Raw genomic sequence first — 20,003 nt, forward strand, 5'->3', positions numbered from 1 at the left:
CGCGGTGGTTGCGGCAGGTTTCTGGCGATTGGCCCGCAAGGGGTCGTCATGCGATGCGCCACGACAGAGGGCGCATCGCCGAGGTTCATCGCGGGCTGGTTTCATGCCCCCCGCGCAAAGCGCTCGGTCAAGCGATCGCCTGTTGCGGGGTGATGACATCAATGCCAAGCGCCTCGCCCACGGCGGCATAGGTCAGCTGCCCGGCATGCACGTTCAGGCCGGCCAAAAGATGTGGATCATCGGCACAGGCCTGTTTCCACCCCTTGTTGGCAAGCGCCAGCATGAACGGCATGGTCGCGTTGCCCAGGGCGATGGTCGATGTGCGGGCGACCGCGCCGGGCATGTTGGCCACGCAATAATGCATCACGCCGTCGACCTCGTAGATCGGATCGCTATGGGTTGTCGCCCGCGAGGTTTCAAAGCATCCCCCCTGGTCGATGGCCACGTCCACCAGCGCGGCACCGGGTTTCATGTTGCCCAGTTGCGCGCGTGTCACCAGCTTGGGAGCCGCCGCGCCGGGGATCAGGACGGCCCCGATCACCATGTCGGCAAGCGGCAGCAGCTCGTCCATCAGCCCGGCAGTGGAATATCCGGTGTTGAACACGTTGCCGAATACATCGTCGAGATAGCGCAGGCGCGGCAGCGACCGGTCCAGCACGGTGACATCCGCGCCCATGCCCGCCGCAATGCGCGCCGCGTGGGTTCCGACGACACCGCCGCCGATAACGATGATGCGCGCCGGTCCGACACCGGGCACGCCACCCATCAACACGCCGCGCCCGCCATTGGCCTTTTGCAGCGTCCAGGCCCCGACCTGCGGCGCGAGCCGGCCCGCAACCTCGGACATCGGCGCCAGCAAGGGCAGCCCGCCAGCACGGTCAGTCACGGTTTCATAGGCAATCGCGGTGCAACCGCTGGCAAGCAGATCGCGGGTTTGCTCGGGATCTGGGGCCAGGTGCAGGTAGGTAAACAGCAACTGCCCCTCGCGCAGCATCTTGCGCTCGACAGCTTGTGGCTCCTTGACCTTGACGATCATGTCGGCCTGTTGAAACACCTCTTCTGCGGTTCCCAGGATCGTGGCGCCGGCGGCGATATAGGCCGCGTCGTCAAATCCGGCACCGAGTCCGGCCTGCGTTTCGATCACGACATCGTGCCCATGCGCAACCGCTTCCTGGGCGGCGTTCGGGGTGATGCCGACGCGAAATTCCTGGGGTTTGATTTCCTTGGGGCAGCCAAGCTTCATGACGAATCCTGTGTTGAGTTTCGGTCTGAAGCGAGTATCGGACGATGTGGCCGCAAGGTTCGTGATAATGTTGCTGGTGGATCGCGATGATATCGAATAATCTTGCGCCATTCCGTGATCTACAGCAAGGGAGTTGCGCGAATGGGGCTGGACGCGCTTGACCGACGCATTCTCGCCGTTTTACAGACATCGGGCCGGATTTCCAATTCGGACCTGTCCGACAAGGTCAATCTGTCGCCCTCGGCCTGTCACCGCCGGGTGCAGCGGCTGGATGCAGAAGGCTATATCCGCAACTACGTGGCGCTGCTGGATGCGCGCAAGATGGGCGTGGGCACTACGGTGTTTGTCGAGATCACCTTGCAGGGGCAGGCGGACGAAGTGCTGGATGCCTTTGAAAAGGCGGTGGCGCGTATTCCCGATGTGCTGGAATGTCACCTGATGGCGGGGACGGCGGATTACCTGCTCAAGGTGGTGGCCGAGAACACCGAGGATTTCGCGCGCATTCACCGGCAATTCCTGGCGCGTCTTCCGGGGGTGGCGCAAATGCAAAGCAGCTTTGCCCTGCGCACGGTGTTCAAGACGACCGCGTTGCCGGTATAGGGGGCATGTACGGGGTCAGCCGGGAACCGGGGCCGCGTGGTCAGGCCCGCGCATAGCCCCGGCCAAGGGCGCGATCGCGGTACCGATCCGCCGCCAGCGATGCGTCGCGCAGGTTGCCATAGACATTGATCACCCCATGTCCGCGCCCGCGCGCCACACCCCATTCCCGCAGAACCGAGACCTCGCCAAACAGGTTCATCGCGATCTCGACGCGATAGAACCGGGGCGCGCGGTACGGTGTTTGACGATAGAGCAGACAGACAGCCATGCTGGGATCTTAGGGCGGGGGATCCTGCCGGGCAAGAGTCAAATTCGCCCCTGTTCAGCTCCAGGTGACATCGCCCAGAAAGATATATCCTGCACCGTAGATGGTTTTGATCAGGCGGGGGTTCTTGGGGTCTTCGCCCAGCTTGGTGCGCAGGCGGGAAATACGCACATCCATCGCCCGGTCAAAGCTCTCTCCCGCCGCGCCGCCAAGGCTTTCCTGCATCTGTGCGCGGCTGATCAAGCGTTTCGGGCTGTCCAGGAACAGCCGCAGCACCTCGGCCTCGGCATGGGAAAAAGTGGTTTCCCGGCCTGCCGCGTCTTGCAGCGCGTAGCGTTCGAAATGCGCGGTCCAGCCGTTGAAATGCGCGGTGTTTCCGGCCGGTGGTGTCGCGCGGTTGCTGCGCAGCCGGGCGCGGATACGGGCCACGACTTCGGCGGGATCAAACGGCTTGGTGATATAGTCGTCCGCGCCCAGCTCCAGCCCCGCCACCCGGTCCTGCACCTGGGCACGGCCGGAAATGATGATCACCGACGCGCCTTTTTCAAGCGCCAGCCGATGCACCAGCGCCAGCCCGTCAGTATCCGGCAGCGACAGGTCGACAAGGCAGACATCCGGTGTCGCGTGTTTCAGCGAGGCTTCGAATTCGCGGGCGCGGGCAAAGCTCTGGGTGCGAAACCCGGCTTCGCTCAGAACCTCGCCCAGCATCTGCCGGATTTCGGGCTCGTCATCCAGGATCGTGACAAAGGGTTCGCTCATGCGGCGGCCTCCGGCTGGATCAACGCCGCGAGCTGGGCGGCGGAGAACGGTTTGTGCAAAACCGGCGCAACCGCGAGCGCCGCCACATGCAGCGGGTCGTCCGGGGGCAGCGAGGTCATCAGGATACAGGGCAGCTTGCCGCGCTCAAGCCGGTCGACAAGGTCAAGCCCGGTGCCGCCGTCGCGCAGGTTGATGTCCGAGAGCACCAGCGAAATGTCGTCGATATCGGCAACCAGCGCCGCGGCTTCGTCGACCGACGTGGCCTCGATCACCGCATGTCCCAGGTCGATCAGCATGTCGCGAAAGGTGGCGCGCAATGGCTCGCTGTCTTCGACCAGCAGGGTCAGCCCGCCCTTGGTGGCGGGCGCGGCGCGATAGGGCAGGCGCAGGGTGACGCTGGCCCCGGTGATGGTATTGCCCAGTTGCAGATCGCCGCCCGCCAGCTTGGTCATGTCATAGACCATCGGCAGGCCAAGGCCGCTGCCCTCGCCGCCCTTGGTCGTGAAAAACGGGTTCAACGCCTTGTCGAGCGCATCCGAGGAAAAACCGGGACCGGTATCCGATACCGTGATTTCGATCCATGTCTGGTCGATGCAATGGGCGCTGACGGTGATCTGGCCGGCGGCGCCACAAGCATCCCGCGCGTTCAGGATGAGATTGAGCAATGCGTCCTGCAATAGCCCGGCATCCAGCAGCAGGGTGTCGTCGGGCATGTGGTCAAGCACCGTCAGCCCCATCGCCTGTGGCAGGCTTGGCGTGGCCAGAAGCTTGAGATCCGAGAGCAGCATGTGCATGTCGGTTGCCTTGGGGCGCAGGGTGCGCCCGCTGGTCATGTCCGCGAGCCGGTTGAGCAGCCTCCCGCCGCGCCGGGCCGCCGACCGGGTTGCGGTCACAAGGCTGCTGGCTTCGGGGGGCAGGTCCATGCGGGCAAGCTTGGACTGCATCCCCAGGATGATGGTCAGCAGGTTCGAGAAATCATGGGCCATGCCGCTGGTCATTTGCGCCGCCAGCGCCCGCCTGCGCGATTGTTGCAGGGCCACCCGCGCCTGGGTCTCTCCGGTGATGTCCATCGACAGGATATAGACTCCGCCGGTGCCGTCCGGGGTAAAGGCCACACGGATGCGCCGGGCGCTGTGGTTCTCGGTGAATTCGAAAACCGGGCTCTCTCCGGCATAGGCCGCGGTCAGGTGCGGCGCGATCCGTTCGAAGGCTGACGCGCCAAGGGCCTCGGCAATATGCATGCCCACGATATCCTGCGGCCGGCCGGGCATGACGCTGGACAGGCGGCGGTTGGAATAGGTGTAGCGCCCCTCGTGATCCACATGGGCGATATGGGCCGGCATCATCTCGGTGGTGAGCCGGGTGCGGGCCTCGATCTCGGTCAACTGGCGCTTGGCCTCTTCCAGCGCGGTGATCGTCGCGGCGAGTTCGCGGTTGGTTGCCGCGAGGTCTTCGGCATGGGTCAGCACCTGGTCGGTCAATTCTTCCGAACGGGCGCGCAGCAATGCCTCGGAGCGTTTGGCGCGGGTGATATCCGTATAGACCGTGACCCATCCCCCCAGCGGCAGCGGCGAGCCTTCGATCGAGATGGCCTGCCCGTTGGGCCGCAGGCGTTCGACATAATGCGGTTCAAAGGCGCGGGCCTGTTCGACGCGCTGGCGCACGGCGGTTTCGATATCCGCGTCAATGCCGTATTCACCCTTGCTGGCCATGTGGCGGATGGTGTCGTCAAACCGCGCACCGGTCCGGACCAGGTGATCGGGCAGGTCGAACATTTCCTGGAACCGGCTGTTGCAGACCGCGAGCCGCAGGTCGCTGTCATAGATCGACAGGGCCTGGGCGATCAGGTTCAGCCCGACGGTCGTCATCGCCTTGGTCTGGTCGGCAGGGGCGGGGATGGGATTGGTCTCCTTGCGGCTGGGCCGGATCATTTAACCATGCTGCCCGGCCCAGTCCAAGGCGTCTTGCAGCCGGTCATCGCCCCAGAACAGTTCTTGTCCCACCAGAAAGCTAGGCGCGCCGAACAGCCCGAGAGACGCCGCCCGTTCTGTGCAGTGGCGCAGGCCGAGCTTGTTTTCCGGCGTTTCGGACCTCGGGATGATGTCATCGGGCAACCCCGCGCGTGCGGCGCAATCGGCCAATGTCGCCGGGTCCGAGATGTCGCGCGCCTGGGCAAAGGCTGCGTCATAGACATGCTGGCAAAAGGTGATTCCGCCCGGATGGCGCAGGGCCAGCTGGGCGATGCGCGCGGCGCGCAGACCGTTCTGGGGAAAGACCTCCGGGCGGCGAAACAGCAGATCGTGGGCCGCGGCCCGGCGTTCCATGTCGCGCCACATATAGGCCCCCTTGGATGCAAAGAGGTTGAACGGCGAATCCGAAAGACCCTGTGCCGCAAAGATCGGCCCCAACAGGAACGGACGCCATATGATCTCGACTCCGGCGGCGCGGGCCGCGCCCGGCAGGCGCATGGCGCTCAGATAAGAATAGGTCGAGGCAAATTCGAACCAGAATTCGATCACCGGTCGCGGCATTCATTCGTTTCCTTGCTCCGTGCCGGGGCATTCCCCGGCCTGTGCGGCGGAAAGTCAAGCGGGGGCGGCTTGTTACAATTCGAAAGGTTTGGGAAATCATCAGGAAAAAGTTGACGGCGAGTGTCACGCCGGGTTGTGTAAGCGACAAGGTCGCAAACAAAACGATCAGGGATCGGCCGGATGGCCGGTTGTGGGAGGAAACAGACTTGGCTCAGCCGCTGACAGGCGCCGGAGGATTGCAATCCGTTCCGGCGTTGCTTCATCGCAATGCAACCGAATACGGTTCGCGCCCGGCCTATCGGGAAAAGGAATTCGGCATCTGGCAAAGCTGGACCTGGGCCGAGACCGCCGCGGAAATCGAGGCGCTGGCCCTTGGCCTGATCAACATGGGGGTGAACGAAGGCGACTTTATCGCCATCATCGGGCGCAACCGCCCCTATCTGTATTGGTCGATCGTCGCGGCGCAGATGGTCGGGGCGGTTCCGGTGCCGCTCTATCAGGATGCCAATGCCGAAGAGATGGCCTATGTGCTTGGCCATTGCGGCGCGCGGTTTGTCATTGCCGGGGACCAGGAACAGGTCGACAAGGTGATCGAGGTGCAGGAGCAGCTGCACCAGTTCGAGCACATGATCTATCTGGACCCGCGCGGCCTTCGCAAATACGACCACACGCATCTGCACCAGTATTCCCATGTGCAGGATCAGGGCCGTGCCGCGCGTGACGAACTGGCGGGTGAACTGACCCGGCGGCGGGAAAAGCCGGATTACGACACGACCTGCGTGATGCTCTATACCTCGGGAACCACGGGCAAGCCCAAGGGCGTGGTCCTGTCCAACCGCAACGTCATCGAGACCGCCAGGGCATCGTCGGAGTTTGACAAGCTGCGGCAGGATGACGAAATCCTTGCTTATCTGCCGATGGCATGGGTCGGGGATTTCATCTTTTCCATCGGCCAGGCCTATTGGTGCGGGTTCTGCGTGAACTGCCCGGAAAGTGCCGACACGATGATGACCGACCTGCGCGAGATCGGTCCGACTTATTATTTTGCGCCGCCACGGGTGTTCGAGACACAGCTGACCAACGTGATGATCCGGATGGAAGATGCCGGCGCGTTCAAGCGCAAGATGTTCGATCACTACATGGCCCATGCGCGCAAAGTCGGCCCCGCGATCCTAGATGGCGAACCGGTGAGCGCGGCGGACCGGCTGAAGTACCGCATCGGCGACATGCTGGTCTATGGCCCGCTCAAGAACACGCTTGGTTTTTCCCGCGTGCGGGTGGGCTATACGGCGGGCGAGGCAATCGGCCCCGAGATTTTCGATTTCTACCGCAGCCTGGGCATCAACCTGAAGCAGCTTTACGGGCAGACCGAAGCGACGGTGTTCATCACCGCGCAACCGGACGGGCAGGTGCGGTCCGATACGGTGGGCGTTCCAAGCCCCGGGGTGGAGTTGAGGATCGCCGAAAGCGGGGAAGTGTTCTATCGCAGCCCCGGCGTTTTCGTCGAGTATTACAAGAATGCCGAAAGCACGGCGGACACCAAGGACCCGGAAGGCTGGGTCGCGACGGGGGATGCCGGGTTCATCGAGGAAGAAACCGGCCACCTGCGGATCATCGACCGGGCCAAGGACGTGGGCAAGATGGCCGATGGCAGCCTGTTTGCGCCGAAATACGTGGAAAACAAGCTCAAGTTCTATCCCAACGTATTGGAGGCGGTGGTGTTCGGCAACGGGCGCGACCAGTGTACGGCATTCATCAATATCGACCTGACGGCGGTGGGCAACTGGGCCGAGCGCAACAATGTCGCCTATGCATCTTACCAGGAACTGGCGGGGCATCCGCAGGTGATGGACACGATCCAGGGCCACGTGGAAGAGGTGAACCGTTCGGTGGCCGAGGACCCGATGTTGTCGGGGTGCCAGGTTCATCGATTTGTGGTGCTGCACAAGGAACTGGATGCCGATGATGGCGAGCTGACCCGGACCCGCAAGGTGCGCCGCCGCATCGTAGAGGACAAATACGCCGATATCGTCGCGGCGCTGTATGACGGTTCGCCCAGGGTCAGCGCGGTGACCGAAGTGACCTATGAGGACGGGCGCAAGGGCAGCATCAAGGCGACGCTCGAGATACGCGATGCCAAGGTCGTGCCGGTGGTGCCGCAGAAAGTGGCCGCGGAATGAAGGCCGGAGAGACGGCGCTCGACCTGCGGTCATCGCCCCGCCCACCGTCCCGTAGAAGGAAAGGAACATCCGATGCTTGATGCGTCCGAAGGCTATACCACCGCAGATGGCCGCAAGATCGGCGGGGTGGTGATGGAGATGAAGAACATCACCTTGCGATTTGGCGGTGTGAAGGCGATCACCGATATCAGTTTCGACATTCGCGAGGGCGAGATCCGTGCCATCATCGGGCCGAACGGTGCCGGCAAGTCTTCGATGCTGAACGTGATGTCGGGGTTTTATGTGCCGCAGGAGGGCGAGGTCTGGTTCCGGGGCAAGCCGCGGCCGCAGATGCGACCCTATGAAGTGGCGCAGCAGGGGATTGCACGCACCTTTCAGAACATTGCCCTGTTCGAGGGGATGAGCGTTCTGGACAACGTGATGACCGGGCGCCTGACCCAGATGAAGACGGGGATGTTCGCACAGGCCCTGTGGAAGGGGCGCGCCGAGGCGGAAGAGACCGCCAACCGCGAGATCGCGGAGAAGATCATCGATTTCCTGGAGATCCAGGCGATCCGCAAGACCCCGGTGGCGCGGCTGCCCTATGGGTTGAAGAAGCGGGTCGAGCTGGCCCGGGCGCTGGCCGCCGAGCCCAAGCTGTTGCTGCTGGATGAGCCGATGGCGGGGATGAATGTCGAGGAAAAGGAGGACATGAGCCGCTTTATCCTGGATGTGAACGACGAATTCGGCACCACCATCGCATTGATCGAGCATGACATGGGCGTGGTCATGGACCTGTCCGACCGCGTGGTGGTGATGGATTACGGCAAGAAGATCGGCGATGGCACACCGGACGAGGTGCGCAGCAACCAGGAGGTCATCGACGCATATCTGGGGGTGGAACATGACTGAGCCGAGGACAGGGACAGGGGGGCACGCGGATGTCTGACCAATTCGTTTTCGCGATGGAGGTCACGCTCAACGGGTTGATGGCCGGGGTGCTCTATGCGCTGGTCGCGTTGGGTTTCGTGCTGATCTACAAGGCCAGCGGCATTTTCAACTTTGCCCAGGGGGTCATGGCGCTGTTTGCCGCGATGACGCTGGTGGGGATCATGAACGGACAGGTGCCTTTCGCGCATCTGATCAATGCCACCCTCGGCACCGACCTGCATCATTTCGGCTGGCATCTGCCGGCGCTTCTGGCGATTGCGCTGACGGTTGCGGTGATGGTGTTGCTGGCGTGGTGCGTGCAGCGTTTCGTGTTTCGACATCTTGTCGGGCAAGAGCCGATCATCCTGTTCATGGCGACCATCGGGCTGGCCTATTTCCTCGAAGGTGTGGCCGATCTGATGTGGGGATCCGAGATCAAGACCCTGAATGTCTGTCTGTTCGGCCAGTCCGGATGCCTGCCGCAGGGGATCAACGAGACCATCGACTCCGTGACCTATGACTGGTTCGGCTATGGGTTCTTTATCGACAACCTGGATATCACCGCGACCATCGTGGCCGCGATCCTTGTTGCCGCGCTGATCGCGTTCAGCCAATACACCAAGCAGGGCCGCGCCCTGCGCGCCGTGGCGGATGATCATCAGGCGGCGCTGTCGGTGGGGATTTCGCTGAACTTCATCTGGATTCTCGTCTGGTCGCTGGCCGGGTTCGTGGCGCTGGTCGCCGGGATCATGTGGGGGGCCAAGTCCGGGGTACAGTTCAGCCTGTCGCTGATCGCGCTCAAGGCTCTGCCGGTGCTGATGCTGGGCGGGTTCACCTCGATTCCCGGTGCCATTGTCGGCGGGCTGATCATCGGTGTCGGCGAAAAACTGTTCGAATTCGCCATTGGCGCGCCTTTCCTTGGCGGCGCCACCGAGAACTGGTTTGCCTATGTGCTGGCGCTGGTGTTCCTGGTGTTCCGTCCGCAGGGGCTGTTCGGTGAGAAGATCATCGAGAGGGTGTGAGGATGACCAAACTGATCGCCATCATCAATGTCATCGCGTGGTCCGGGTTCTGGGCGTTTGGCTATCTTGCCCTGACCGCCGAGGGGCTGAGCGATGGGCAATTGGTGATCGCCGCTCTGCTGGCCTTTGGTGGGCTGGTCACCGGGATCATTGCCTATATGAAACTCGTGCGCTCGGCCGAAATCAGCGGCTATGCACGCAAATCCAATCAGCTGGACGCCGAAACGCGTAACCGCGCCCATGCCAAGGGGACGATCTGAGCATGTTCTATCGTGAAGCCGGTGATTTCCACACCACCTATACCTCGGACAGTCAGACCTTTCCGATCAAGTTCGACCGCTACCGGTATTACGTGGTGCTGGCCTTTGCCTTTCTCGTAGTTCCGTTTGTCATCAACGATTACTGGGCCAATGCGATCATGTTGCCCTTCCTGATCTATGCCATCGCGGCGATCGGGCTGAACATCCTGACCGGCTATTGCGGGCAGGTGTCGCTGGGCACCGGGGGGTTCATGGCGGTGGGGGCCTATGCCTGTTACAAGCTGATGACCGCCTTTCCCGAGGTCAGCATGTTCATCCATATCATCCTCGCCGGGGGCGTGACCGCGCTGGTGGGGGTGTTGTTCGGCCTGCCAAGCCTGCGGATCAAGGGATTCTATCTGGCGGTGGCGACGCTTGCGGCACAGTTTTTCCTGCTGTGGCTGTTCAACAAGGTGCCGTGGTTCTACAACTATTCCGCCTCGGGGCAGATCAACGCGCCGGAACGCACGGTGTTCGGCCTCGAAGTGACCGGTCCGAATGCGGCGGCCTCGACCACCTATCTCTTCTGCCTCGTGTTCTGTGTTCTCTCTGCCATGATCGCACGCAACCTGACGCGTGGCACGGTGGGGCGCAGCTGGATGGCGATCCGTGACATGGACATCGCCGCCGAGATCATCGGGGTGAACCCGCTGCGGGCCAAGTTGTCGGCCTTTGCGGTATCCTCGTTCTTTGTCGGGGTTGCCGGGGCGCTGTTCTTTTCGGTCTATCTTGGTGCGGTCGAAGTTGGCGAGGCGTTCAGCATCCAGAAGTCATTTCTGGTGCTGTTCATGATCATCATCGGCGGTTTGGGGTCGATCTTTGGCTGTTTTGCCGGGGCGGCGTTCCTGGTGCTGCTGCCGGTGGCGCTCAAGGTTCTGGGCGTGGACATGATGGGCTGGCCCACGGATATCGTGGCGCATTTCCAGCTGGTCATCGTCGGTGGTCTGATCATTTTCTTCCTGATCGTCGAACCGCACGGGCTGGCCCAGCTGTGGCGGCTGGCCAAGGAAAAGCTGAGATTGTGGCCCTTCCCGCACTAGGGGCGGGCCGGCGGGACATGTTCCGCCAGACTACGACCCGCGGTTAACGCGGACCTGCGACATCGGACAGAACCAAAGGGAGGGAATAACCCGATGAAAATGAAACTGACAACACTGGCGCTTGGTGCCGTTCTCGCGGCTGGCCCCGCGCTGGCGGACCTGGTGTTTCCGTCAATGAGCTATCGCACCGGGCCCTATGCCGCGGGTGGCATCCCGTTTGCGGATGGCTATGCCGACTATTTCACGCTGCTGAACGAGCGGGACGGCGGCATCGGCGGGGAAATGCTCCAGGTGCCGGAATGCGAAACCGCCTATAACACCGAAAAGGGTGTGGAATGCTATGAATCCCTCAAGGGAAGTGGCGGGCTGGTTTATCAACCGCTGTCGACCGGGATCACCTATCAGCTGATCCCCAAGGTGACGGCGGATGACATCCCCATGCTGACCTCGGGTCTCGGGCGTACCTCGGCCAAGAACGGCGATGTGTTCAGCCACGTGTTCAACTTTCCGGCCAACTACTGGGATGGGGCCTCGGTGGCCATCAAGTACATGCTGGACGAAGAAGGCGGCGACCTGAGCGGCAAGAAAATCGCGCTGGTCTATCACAACTCGGCCTATGGCAAGGAACCGATCCGCACGCTCGAAGAGCTGTCCAAGAAGCACGGCTATGAACTGAAGCTGCTGCCGGTCGATCACCCGGGCCAGGAACAGAAATCCCAGTGGTTGCAGGTGCGCCGTGACCGCCCGGATTACGTGATCATGTATGGCTGGGGCGTGATGAACCAGGTCGCCATCCAGGAAGCCGCCAATATCCGTTTCCCGATGGACAAGTTCATCGGTATCTGGTGGTCCGGCTCCGAGAATGACGTGCTGCCCGCCGGCGATGCGGCGAATGGCTACAAGGCGCTGACCTTCCACAATGTGGGCAGCGACTATCCGTTGTATGACGATCTCAAGAAATATGTCATCGATACCGGCAAGACCGCCGGCGCGGGCGATCAGGTGGGCACGGTTCTCTACAACCGTGGTCTCTATGCGGCGATGCTGGTGGCCGAAGCCGCCAAGACCGCGCAGGAAATCCACGGCACCTCGGCCATCACGCCGGGCCAGATGCGCGACGGCATGGAAGCGCTGGAGATCACCGAAGAGAAGATGGCGGCACTTGGCCTGCCCAACTTTGGTCCCGAGTTCAAGGTGACCTGCGCGAACCACGGCGGCAACGGCTTTGTGGCCGTCACGCAATGGGACGCCAGCGCCAAGCAGTGGAACCTGATCACCGAATTCGTTCAGTCCGACCAGGACGTGATCCAGCCGCTGATCGACGAAGATTCGGCAGCCTTCGCGGCCGAGAACAACGTCGCATCGAACTGCGAGTAATCGCGAACTGCCCGGCGGCGGGTCTGATCGCCGCCGGGACTCCTACAGGATTTGCCGGAAAGACACCCCATGCTGGACGCTGCCAAGACCACGGATGTGCAGGCCGAGACCCTGCTGGAAGTCAACAATGTCGAAGTGATCTACAATCACGTGATCCTGGTGCTCAAGGGCGTCAGCCTGAACGTGCCCAAGGGCGGGATCACCGCGCTTTTGGGGGGCAATGGCGCGGGCAAGACCACCACGCTCAAGGCGGTCAGCAACCTGCTGCATTCCGAGCGCGGCGAAGTGACCAAGGGCTCGATCATCTATCGCGGCGACCGGGTGCAGGATCTGGACCCCGCCGAACTGGTGCGGCGCGGCGTGATCCAGGTGATGGAGGGGCGTCACTGTTTCGAACACCTGACGGTCGAGGAAAACCTGCTGACCGGGTTCTACACACGCAACGCCGGGCGTGGCGAGATGATGGCCGACCTTGAAAAGGTCTACGAGTACTTCCCGCGCCTGCGCGAGCGCCGCCGCAGCCAGGCGGGCTATACCTCGGGGGGCGAACAGCAGATGGTGGCAATCGGGCGCGCGCTGATGTCGAGGCCCGAAACCATCCTGCTCGATGAACCCAGCATGGGTCTGGCGCCACAGCTGGTCGAAGAGATCTTTGGCATCGTCAAGGACCTGAACGAAAAGGAGGGCGTGTCCTTCCTGTTGGCCGAGCAGAATACCAACGTGGCCCTGCGCTTTGCCCATTACGGGTATATCCTGGAATCCGGCCGTGTGGTCATGGACGGCCCGGCCGCCGAACTGCGCGAGAACCCGGACGTCAAGGAATTCTATCTTGGCATGTCGGATGAGGGCCGCAAATCGTTCCGCGACGTGCGCAGCTATCGCCGCCGCAAGCGTTGGCTGAGCTGATGGCGACCCCGGCGACAGATTTGCTGACGCAGGAATATCTGGCGATTTTCCAAGTCTACGAATCCTATAACGACCAGAGCCTGATCATCAAGGGGTGGAGCGTCACCGTAGGTATGGCCGCCCTGATCGCCGCCTATGCGAGCAAACCGGCGGAACGGCCCGGCACCATCCTTGTGGTTCTGGCGGCATGTTCGGTGCTGCCCTTCTATCTGACCGACGCGATCTGGAAGGCCGTTCAGGAAGGGTATCACCTGCGCCTGCTTGATATCGAGGGCGCGATTGCCCGGGGAACATCGATCGACGCGTTGCAGATGTTCACAACCTGGAGCCAGAAGTTCCATCTTGGACCGGCTGAATTTTTAGCGGCGGCAGTGAATCCGACGGTCATGCTGCCGCATCTTCCCATCTTTGTCGCAGGTCTTCTATTGGCGTGGTTACGTCCGCCGACCAGCACTTAACGTCAGAGGACACGAGGGCGAAATGTCATCATCATTCTACGACGCGCTTGAAACCCGCAGCGCGGACGAAAGAGCCGCCGATCTGGCCCGCACCCTGCCGTTGCAGATTGCCCGCGCCCAGTCGCTAAAAGGGTATGCCGCATCGCTCGGGGAGGTGGATGCCGCTGCCATCACCGATGCCGCCGCGCTGGCCAGCCTGCCGGTGCTGCGCAAATCGGAGCTTGGCAAGGCGCAGTCGGCCAACCCGCCCTTTGGCGGCTTCACGGCGCATCCCGCGTCGGGCTTTGCGCATGTGTTTCAATCGCCGGGACCGATCTATGAACCGGGTGGCGTCGATCATGACTGGTGGCGGTTCGGCCGGGTGCTGCATGCGGTGGGCATCGGCAAAGGCGACATCGTGCAGAATTGTTTCGGCTATCACCTGACCCCGGCGGGGATGCTGTTTGAAAGCGGCGCCCGAGCGGTTGGGGCGGCGGTGCTGCCGGCGGGCACCGGGCAGACCGAATTGCAGGTCACCGCGGCGCGCGACGTGGGCACCACGGCCTATGCGGGCACGCCGGATTACCTCAAGGTCATTCTCGACAAGGCCGACAGTATGGGGGTGACGCTGGGTATCACCAAGGCGACGGTCGGTGGCGGCGCCCTGTTCCCCAGCCTGCGCGCGGAATACGCCGATCGCGGCATTGCCTGTCTGCAATCCTATGGCACCGCGGATCTGGGCAACATCGCCTATGAAAGCGCGGCGATCGAGGGGATGATCGTCGATGAACACGTGATCGTGGAAATCGTCACCCCCGGCACCGGCACCCCGGTTGCGCCGGGCGAAGTGGGCGAGGTGGTCGTGACCACGCTGAATCCCGATTACCCGTTGATCCGGTTTGCCACCGGTGATCTGAGCGCGGTGATGGCGGGCCAGTCGCCCTGCGGACGCACCAACATGCGCATCAAGGGCTGGATGGGGCGCGCCGACCAGACCACCAAGATCAAGGGCATGTTCATCCGCCCCGAACAGGTTGCGACGCTGGTGTCGCGTCATGACGAAATCGTCAGGGCCCGGGTGATTGCCAGCCGCGAGGGCGAAATGGACGCGATGACCGTGCGGATCGAGGCGACCGGTGGCGATGCGACCGCCTATGCCAGGACGGTTGCCGATGTGCTCAAGCTCAAGGGGGCGATCGAGGTGGTTTCGCCCGACAGCCTGCCCAAGGACGGCCTGGTGATCGAGGATCAGCGCAGCTACGACTGAGCCTTGTGGTTTCGGGCTGGAAAATCCGTGGCATTTGACCGAATAAGAGGGGCGGGGCACCTGCCCCCTTGTTCCGTCACGTCAGCAATAAGGCAAATCCACGATGTCCGAAGCCCTCCAGCTGGCCGCAAACGGCAAGCGGCGACGCAGACATGGTGGGGCCGGGGCACTGGCCGGGCTTGCCTATGCGATTGCCGCGATCTGCCTGCTGCCGATGCTGGCGGTGGTGCTGGCGGCTGTGACCGGCGGCACCGACACGGTTGCGCACCTGCTTGAAACCGTGCTGCCCCGCTATGCGTGGACGACCCTCGCGCTGGTGACGCTGGTGGCGGTTGGCACCTTTGCCATCGGTGTCGGGGCGGCGTGGCTGGTGACGATGACGCGCTTTCCCGGCGCGCGGCTGCTCGAGATCATGCTGGTGCTGCCGCTGGCCTTTCCGGCCTATGTGCTGGCCTATGCCTATACCTACCTGCTGGATCATCCGGGGATCGTGCAATCGACCCTGCGTGATGTGACCGGATGGGGGCCGCGCGACTATTGGTTTCCCGAGATCCGGTCGCTCTGGGGCGCGGCGGCGATGTTGGTGCTGGTGCTTTATCCCTATGTCTACCTGCTGGCGCGGGCGGCGTTCCTGCAACAAAGCTCGGCGGCGTTCCTTGCCGCGCGCACGTTGGGCAAGAGCGCCTGGGCCGCGTTCTGGACGGTGAGCCTGCCCATGGCGCGGCCGGCGATTGCGGGCGGCGTCTTGCTGGCGGTGATGGAAACCATCGCCGATTTCGGCACGGTCGCCTATTTCAGCGTCCAGACCTTTGCAACCGGTATCTATACCAGCTGGTTCTCGATGGCGGATCGCGCCGCCGCCGCGCAGCTTGCCCTGTGCCTGCTGAGCTTTGCGCTGCTGCTCGCGGTGACCGAACGGATACAGCGGGGGCGGGCAAAATACCACGAAACCGGAAAACGCCAGATGGCCATGGAACCCGCGCAATTGCGGGGATGGCGGGCGGTGCTGGCGGTGCTGCTCTGCGCGATCCCGGTCATCCTGGGCTGTGTGTTGCCGGTGTTGGTGCTGTTCGTTATGGGCCTGGAGGGCGAGCAGGACCTGCTCAGCCGGCGCTATATCGGCTTTGTCCGCAACTCGGTGACGCTGGCGGGAACGGCGGCGGCGGTGACGCTGCTGGCGGCGATCACCATCGGGTTCTATCAACGCATGCGTCCGGGGCGGCAGTCGGCGGTTGCCGGCTATGTCGCGCGTCTGGGCTATGCGGTGCCCGGTGGCGTGATCGCGGTCGGGTTGATGGTGCCCTTTGCGGCCTTTGACAATGCGCTTGATGCGTGGATGCGGGCCACGTTCGACTATTCCACCGGCCTGTTGATCACCGGGTCGATCTGGCTTTTGGTTGCGGCCTATATGGTGCGGTTCCTCGCGGCGGCTCTCGGGGCCTATGAGGGCGGGCAAAGTACCGTTCACGCCAACATGGATGCGGCCTCGCGTTCGCTGGGGGAAACCCCGCTTGGCACGTTGCGGCGGGTACATCTGCCGATCCTGACGCCCAGCCTGCTGACCGCCTTGCTGATCGTGTTCGTGGACGTGATGAAAGAGCTGCCCGCGACGCTGATCATGCGCCCGTTCAACTATGACACCCTCGCGGTGCAAGCCTATCGGCTGGCCAGCGACGAGCGGCTCGAAGGGGCGGCGGTGCCGTCGCTGGTGATCGTCGCCGTGGGCCTGTTGCCGGTGATCCTGATCTGCCGGCAGGTGGGGCGCAATCGCTGACCGCGTTTCGCGCCACACCGGCAGGCCGGGGGGTGAACCCGTTTCAGCCGCGCCACCACGTCTCGATCTCGTCGCGGCTGATCCGGTCCGCGAGGCCGAGTGCCACCAATGTCGTGCGGTCGGTCCGGGCGCGGTTGGCTTTGACATATTGCCCCACGACATGCACCTCATAGCCGCCATCGTCGGTCTGCACAAAGCCCTTGAGCCGATAGAGCCCCTGTGGCCGGTTGGCCAGCTTGTCGCCCATGTCGCGGCGCTCGATCACCGTGTCACTGTCATGTTGCCAACTGACATAGGCGGGGTGCGCAGCCTGTGACCGGCCCCGGGGGCGGGGCATGATGTCAAACAGCAACGGCGCAAGCGACGTGTCGTCCAGCACCCTTGGCGCGCGCGCACCAAGCCTGGCGAGCCGGTCCAGCAGGGCCGCGTCGGCGGACTCGGTCTTGGTCAGCAGCACCAGATCGGCGGCAGTGACCTGTTGTGTGACCTGCGGCGCGACGGCGGGATCATCCAGAAGCCCGTTGACGTTCTGCGCGTCCACAAGCGTGATGATGCCGGCATAGCCCAGCTCGGGCTCCGCGATCGCGGTGCTGGCAATGGCGGCGGGATCTGCGATGCCGCTGGCTTCGATGATCAGGTGATCGGGCCGGTCGGCGCGGTCCAGAACCGAGCCGAGCGCGGTAAACAGATCGTCGCTGATGGTGCAGCAGACACAGCCATTGGTCAGCGCGATCATGTCGTCGCCCCGGACCTTGATCAGCGACTGGTCGATATTGATCGAGCCGAAATCGTTGACGATCACCATCAGCCGCAACCCGTGATCCTCGGCCAGAAGCCGGTTGATTAGCGTTGTCTTGCCCGCGCCGAGATAGCCGCTGAAGATGGTCAGGGGGAGCCGCGTGGTCTTCATGTCCGGGCCCTGTCTGGTGTTGCTGCGGCGGTCACTGGGATGTTCTCCTGGCTGTTTTCCCAGCCCTAGCGCAGCGGCGGGCCAAGGAAAACCGGATATCACTGCGGGGTCGCTTCAGACCGCCTGTTTGGGCTGGGTCAGGGCGAGTTCATGGGTGATGAAACGGATGCAGCAATCGTCGCCGGCATGGGTGCGCGGCCCGAGGTAGATCGCGCCGCTGCCATGCAAAAGCGTTGCGCGCCGATGCAGGGCGACTTCGCTGCCATCGGCCATGCGGACAAGGCTGCCCGAGCTGCTGTGATCGGTGAATTCAAGCTGGCCGCGCCGGATCGACAGGGCGGCGTGCTTGCGCGAGACCCAGGCCGGTTTCAGCACGATGTCGCATTCCGCAGAGCGCCCGAGCGTCAGGCTTTCGCCCTCGCTGATCTGCCATGTCTGCCCGTTCAGATGCAGATCGGCCAGTTCGGTGCCGCGCGCGCGTTCCTGGCTGGCGCCGCCAAAGATCACCGTCTGTTCGCTCAGCTCCGTGACCGAGCAGGAATAGACGCGGGTGGGTGTGGATTTGCCGCGCAGCTGAATTTCACCGATCATCAGCATGCGGTCCTTGCTCTCGGGGGACAGGTCGTCATAGCTCCGGTCGCCAACCAGGATCTCGCCGGGCTTGGCCAGCGACGAGAGCCGCGCGGCGGTGTTGACCGCGCTGCCGTAAATGTCGTTCTCGTGGTTGAGGATCTCGCCGAAATAGGTGCCCACATGCACCGACAGGCCGGCGGGCCAGCTTTCGTTCAGCATCGCCCAGGCCGCCTGGAACGCCTGTTCGGACGTGTCAAAGAAGCTCAGCACATCGTCGCCCTGCGACTTGACGCATTCGCCGCCCGTGCCTTCGATGATCTGCCGCATCCGTGCCAGCACCTTGCTGACCTGCTCGAGCGCGGCCCGGTTGCTCGCTGTCTCGTAGAGCTGGGTGCTGCCGGTGATGTCGGATATCAGAACGCAGGCAAGGGGCATCTGGAAAGGATCCTGATCGGGTCTGGACGGTTGCGGGCCGCGTGCGCGGGATTTCGAGGTCGATATGGAACTCGTCAACGCGGCGCAAGCTGCCACAAATCGCGCCTGCCCGTAATACCGGTCTTCCTTACCTTCACTGTGTCAGATCTGAATCGAATAATCCATGAATCACGCGGTTTTCGCTGAACCTGCATGAAAACGGGCGCAAAGTCGACCTTTGCGCCCGCTGCTGCTCGTCAGGGTTGTTTGCCCCTACTTCCAGTTCACTTCGTTAAAGATTCGCTGCGCCGCGGGAATGTTCTCGGCGACAGCCGAAAGGTCGACATCGTCGGGCTTGAAAAAGCCAAGCGCCGCGATCGAGGGGGACAGGCCGACGCCCGGAACCGCCGGATATTCGTCATTGCCGGCCGAGAAATACTGCTGCGCCTGATCGCTGGCGAGGTATTCGAGGAACTTGACCGCATTGTCCCGGTTCGGAGCATTTGCCGCGACACCGCCGCCGGACAGGTTCATGTGCGCGCCTTCTGCGTCCTGCGACGGGAACACCCAGCCGATCATGTCACGTTCGGCGGACAGGCCGTCCACGTCCTTGCGGATCGAGCGGGCAAAGTAATAGGTGTTGGCCACCGCGATGTCACATTCCCCCGACACGATACCGCGCAGCTGGTCGGTATCGCCGCCCTGCGGTTCGCGCGCCATGTTGTCGACCACGCCCTGTGCCCAGGCCTTGGCCGTCGCCTCGTCGGAATGGGTGATGATCGAGGCCAGAAGGGTCTGGTTATAGGTGTTTGTCGAGGAGCGGATACAGACGAGCCCCTTGTACTTGGGATCGGCCAGATCGGCATAGGTCAGCGGCGGTTCGCTCACATCGGCCTTGTCGTAATAGATGATGCGCGACCGCTGCGAGAAACCGAACCACTGGTTGTCGGAATCCTGAAGGTATCCGGGCACACGGGCTTCGAGCACGTCGCTGTCCACCGCTTGCAGCACGCCGGCATCCTTGGCCCGCTTGAGCCGGGACGTATCCACCGTCAGCAGGATGTCGGCGGGCGAGTTGGCACCCTCGGCCTGCATCCGGGCAATCAGTTCGTCAGCCTTGCCCTCGATGCGGTTGATGGTGATGCCGGTGGCTTCTTCGAAATCCGAATACAGACGCTCGTCGGTGTCGTAATGACGGGAGGAATATAGGTTCAGCTCGCCTTCAGCGCTGGCTGTGCCGGCCATGGTGACCAGCAGGGCGGCTGTGATGCAGGTGGATGATTTCAGCATGAAGCAATGTCCTGTCAGTTGCGTGTCGGGTCCTGATGCTTTCCGACTTATTTAGTCAATTATAGGATCCTTGACGGGATGCAACCAAATTCCGAGTGAAACACTCGGAAACGGCGGCCGCGCGCCGGGCATCCCCCAGAGCGGCGGGCGACATGGCCCCTTGTTCCGCCACCTTTCGGACCGCTGGCCTAGCTGTTAGCCTGCACA

General features: G+C 62.9%; 19 protein-coding genes and 2 pseudogenes. 11 read left to right on the forward strand and 10 right to left on the reverse strand.

The window, feature by feature from the left end; translation table 11 throughout:
• Positions 1 to 127: 127 nt before the first annotated feature.
• Positions 128 to 1,243: an alanine dehydrogenase gene (ald, locus tag ACP15R_RS15735; RefSeq protein ID WP_424987408.1), complete on the reverse strand. Its 1,116-nt coding sequence runs from the start codon at positions 1,241 to 1,243 to the stop codon at positions 128 to 130.
• Positions 1,244 to 1,384: 141 nt separating this feature from the next.
• Here ald and ACP15R_RS15740 point away from each other — a divergent pair, with 141 nt between their 5' ends.
• Positions 1,385 to 1,843, forward strand: a complete 459-nt coding sequence (locus tag ACP15R_RS15740; protein ID WP_424987409.1) for an Lrp/AsnC family transcriptional regulator — start codon at positions 1,385 to 1,387, stop codon at positions 1,841 to 1,843.
• 40 nt (positions 1,844 to 1,883) lie between these two features.
• Here the strand turns inward: ACP15R_RS15740 and ACP15R_RS15745 are convergent, their stop codons facing one another.
• The 6 genes and pseudogenes from ACP15R_RS15745 to ACP15R_RS15770 all read right to left on the reverse strand — a co-directional run bounded on the left by ACP15R_RS15745 (position 1,884) and on the right by ACP15R_RS15770 (position 5,398).
• A complete protein-coding gene (locus ACP15R_RS15745; RefSeq protein ID WP_424987410.1) occupies positions 1,884 to 2,111 on the reverse strand; it encodes a WGR domain-containing protein in 228 nt (75 codons plus the stop codon).
• Between the two features lie 54 nt (positions 2,112 to 2,165).
• The gene (locus ACP15R_RS15750) at positions 2,166 to 2,537 is read right to left on the reverse strand and encodes a winged helix-turn-helix domain-containing protein (protein WP_424987561.1); all 372 of its coding nucleotides are present in this window, start codon (positions 2,535 to 2,537) and stop codon (positions 2,166 to 2,168) included.
• Positions 2,511 to 2,594: pseudogene (locus ACP15R_RS15755) on the reverse strand (DNA-binding response regulator); the annotation flags it as partial. The pseudogene ACP15R_RS15755 and the gene ACP15R_RS15750, both read right to left, overlap by 27 nt.
• Positions 2,583 to 2,867, reverse strand: a pseudogene (locus ACP15R_RS15760) (response regulator transcription factor); the annotation flags it as partial. The pseudogenes ACP15R_RS15755 and ACP15R_RS15760, both read right to left, overlap by 12 nt.
• Positions 2,864 to 4,798 carry a PAS-domain containing protein gene (locus ACP15R_RS15765; RefSeq protein WP_424987412.1) on the reverse strand — a complete coding sequence of 645 codons (1,935 nt, stop codon included), beginning with the start codon at positions 4,796 to 4,798 and terminating at the stop codon, positions 2,864 to 2,866. The pseudogene ACP15R_RS15760 and the gene ACP15R_RS15765, both read right to left, overlap by 4 nt.
• Positions 4,799 to 5,398: a 2-hydroxychromene-2-carboxylate isomerase gene (locus ACP15R_RS15770; RefSeq protein WP_424987413.1), complete on the reverse strand. Its 600-nt coding sequence runs from the start codon at positions 5,396 to 5,398 to the stop codon at positions 4,799 to 4,801.
• 206 nt (positions 5,399 to 5,604) lie between these two features.
• Between ACP15R_RS15770 and ACP15R_RS15775 the strand changes: the two genes are divergently transcribed.
• The 10 genes from ACP15R_RS15775 (at position 5,605) to ACP15R_RS15820 (ending at position 16,609) form a co-directional block, all read left to right on the forward strand.
• Positions 5,605 to 7,578: an AMP-binding protein gene (locus ACP15R_RS15775; RefSeq protein WP_424987414.1), complete on the forward strand. Its 1,974-nt coding sequence runs from the start codon at positions 5,605 to 5,607 to the stop codon at positions 7,576 to 7,578.
• Positions 7,579 to 7,650: 72 nt separating this feature from the next.
• Positions 7,651 to 8,469: an ABC transporter ATP-binding protein gene (locus tag ACP15R_RS15780; RefSeq protein WP_424987415.1), complete on the forward strand. Its 819-nt coding sequence runs from the start codon at positions 7,651 to 7,653 to the stop codon at positions 8,467 to 8,469.
• Positions 8,470 to 8,498: 29 nt separating this feature from the next.
• Positions 8,499 to 9,509, forward strand: coding sequence for a branched-chain amino acid ABC transporter permease (locus ACP15R_RS15785; RefSeq protein ID WP_424987416.1), 1,011 nt, complete (start codon positions 8,499 to 8,501; stop codon positions 9,507 to 9,509).
• Positions 9,510 to 9,511: 2 nt separating this feature from the next.
• Entirely contained in the window at positions 9,512 to 9,769 is a 258-nt protein-coding gene (locus ACP15R_RS15790; protein WP_424987417.1) for a hypothetical protein, read from the forward strand.
• 2 nt (positions 9,770 to 9,771) lie between these two features.
• A complete protein-coding gene (locus ACP15R_RS15795) occupies positions 9,772 to 10,848 on the forward strand; it encodes a branched-chain amino acid ABC transporter permease (RefSeq protein WP_424987418.1) in 1,077 nt (358 codons plus the stop codon).
• A 93-nt stretch (positions 10,849 to 10,941) separates the two neighbouring features.
• The gene (locus ACP15R_RS15800) at positions 10,942 to 12,225 is read left to right on the forward strand and encodes an ABC transporter substrate-binding protein (protein WP_424987420.1); all 1,284 of its coding nucleotides are present in this window, start codon (positions 10,942 to 10,944) and stop codon (positions 12,223 to 12,225) included.
• 69 nt (positions 12,226 to 12,294) lie between these two features.
• Positions 12,295 to 13,131 (forward strand): ABC transporter ATP-binding protein, encoded by an 837-nt coding sequence (locus tag ACP15R_RS15805; RefSeq protein ID WP_424987421.1) that lies wholly within the window; start codon positions 12,295 to 12,297, stop codon positions 13,129 to 13,131.
• Entirely contained in the window at positions 13,119 to 13,589 is a 471-nt protein-coding gene (locus tag ACP15R_RS15810; RefSeq protein ID WP_424987422.1) for a hypothetical protein, read from the forward strand. Before ACP15R_RS15805 ends, ACP15R_RS15810 begins: the two co-directional genes overlap by 13 nt.
• A 22-nt stretch (positions 13,590 to 13,611) precedes the next feature.
• Positions 13,612 to 14,835, forward strand: coding sequence for a phenylacetate--CoA ligase family protein (locus ACP15R_RS15815; RefSeq protein WP_424987423.1), 1,224 nt, complete (start codon positions 13,612 to 13,614; stop codon positions 14,833 to 14,835).
• Between the two features lie 103 nt (positions 14,836 to 14,938).
• Entirely contained in the window at positions 14,939 to 16,609 is a 1,671-nt protein-coding gene (locus tag ACP15R_RS15820) for an ABC transporter permease (protein WP_424987425.1), read from the forward strand.
• 43 nt (positions 16,610 to 16,652) lie between these two features.
• On the opposite strand, the gene ACP15R_RS15825 is transcribed toward ACP15R_RS15820, so the two are convergent.
• From ACP15R_RS15825 to ACP15R_RS15835, 3 genes are all read right to left on the reverse strand, one after another.
• Complete coding sequence (locus ACP15R_RS15825) at positions 16,653 to 17,519, reverse strand: CobW family GTP-binding protein (RefSeq protein ID WP_424987426.1); 867 nt, start codon at positions 17,517 to 17,519, stop codon at positions 16,653 to 16,655.
• A 114-nt stretch (positions 17,520 to 17,633) separates the two neighbouring features.
• A complete protein-coding gene (locus tag ACP15R_RS15830) occupies positions 17,634 to 18,527 on the reverse strand; it encodes an adenylate/guanylate cyclase domain-containing protein (RefSeq protein WP_424987427.1) in 894 nt (297 codons plus the stop codon).
• Positions 18,528 to 18,779: 252 nt separating this feature from the next.
• Complete coding sequence (locus ACP15R_RS15835; protein ID WP_424987428.1) at positions 18,780 to 19,796, reverse strand: Fe(3+) ABC transporter substrate-binding protein; 1,017 nt, start codon at positions 19,794 to 19,796, stop codon at positions 18,780 to 18,782.
• Positions 19,797 to 20,003: the final 207 nt, after the last annotated feature.

This window comes from Microbulbifer sp. S227A (assembly GCF_049800935.1).

What these genes read in the sequence shown, in the direction of transcription:
- ald (WP_424987408.1), bottom strand. Translation starts at nt 1,243, where the DNA reads ATGAAGCTTGGCTGCCCCAAGGAAATCAAACCCCAGGAATTTCGCGTC.
- ACP15R_RS15740 (WP_424987409.1), top strand. Translation starts at nt 1,385, where the DNA reads ATGGGGCTGGACGCGCTTGACCGACGCATTCTCGCCGTTTTACAGACA.
- ACP15R_RS15745 (WP_424987410.1), bottom strand. Translation starts at nt 2,111, where the DNA reads ATGGCTGTCTGTCTGCTCTATCGTCAAACACCGTACCGCGCGCCCCGG.
- ACP15R_RS15765 (WP_424987412.1), bottom strand. Translation starts at nt 4,798, where the DNA reads ATGATCCGGCCCAGCCGCAAGGAGACCAATCCCATCCCCGCCCCTGCC.
- ACP15R_RS15770 (WP_424987413.1), bottom strand. Translation starts at nt 5,398, where the DNA reads ATGCCGCGACCGGTGATCGAATTCTGGTTCGAATTTGCCTCGACCTAT.
- ACP15R_RS15780 (WP_424987415.1), top strand. Translation starts at nt 7,651, where the DNA reads ATGCTTGATGCGTCCGAAGGCTATACCACCGCAGATGGCCGCAAGATC.
- ACP15R_RS15785 (WP_424987416.1), top strand. Translation starts at nt 8,499, where the DNA reads ATGTCTGACCAATTCGTTTTCGCGATGGAGGTCACGCTCAACGGGTTG.
- ACP15R_RS15790 (WP_424987417.1), top strand. Translation starts at nt 9,512, where the DNA reads ATGACCAAACTGATCGCCATCATCAATGTCATCGCGTGGTCCGGGTTC.
- ACP15R_RS15795 (WP_424987418.1), top strand. Translation starts at nt 9,772, where the DNA reads ATGTTCTATCGTGAAGCCGGTGATTTCCACACCACCTATACCTCGGAC.
- ACP15R_RS15800 (WP_424987420.1), top strand. Translation starts at nt 10,942, where the DNA reads ATGAAAATGAAACTGACAACACTGGCGCTTGGTGCCGTTCTCGCGGCT.
- ACP15R_RS15805 (WP_424987421.1), top strand. Translation starts at nt 12,295, where the DNA reads ATGCTGGACGCTGCCAAGACCACGGATGTGCAGGCCGAGACCCTGCTG.
- ACP15R_RS15815 (WP_424987423.1), top strand. Translation starts at nt 13,612, where the DNA reads ATGTCATCATCATTCTACGACGCGCTTGAAACCCGCAGCGCGGACGAA.
- ACP15R_RS15820 (WP_424987425.1), top strand. Translation starts at nt 14,939, where the DNA reads ATGTCCGAAGCCCTCCAGCTGGCCGCAAACGGCAAGCGGCGACGCAGA.
- ACP15R_RS15825 (WP_424987426.1), bottom strand. Translation starts at nt 17,519, where the DNA reads ATGAAGACCACGCGGCTCCCCCTGACCATCTTCAGCGGCTATCTCGGC.
- ACP15R_RS15830 (WP_424987427.1), bottom strand. Translation starts at nt 18,527, where the DNA reads ATGCCCCTTGCCTGCGTTCTGATATCCGACATCACCGGCAGCACCCAG.
- ACP15R_RS15835 (WP_424987428.1), bottom strand. Translation starts at nt 19,796, where the DNA reads ATGCTGAAATCATCCACCTGCATCACAGCCGCCCTGCTGGTCACCATG.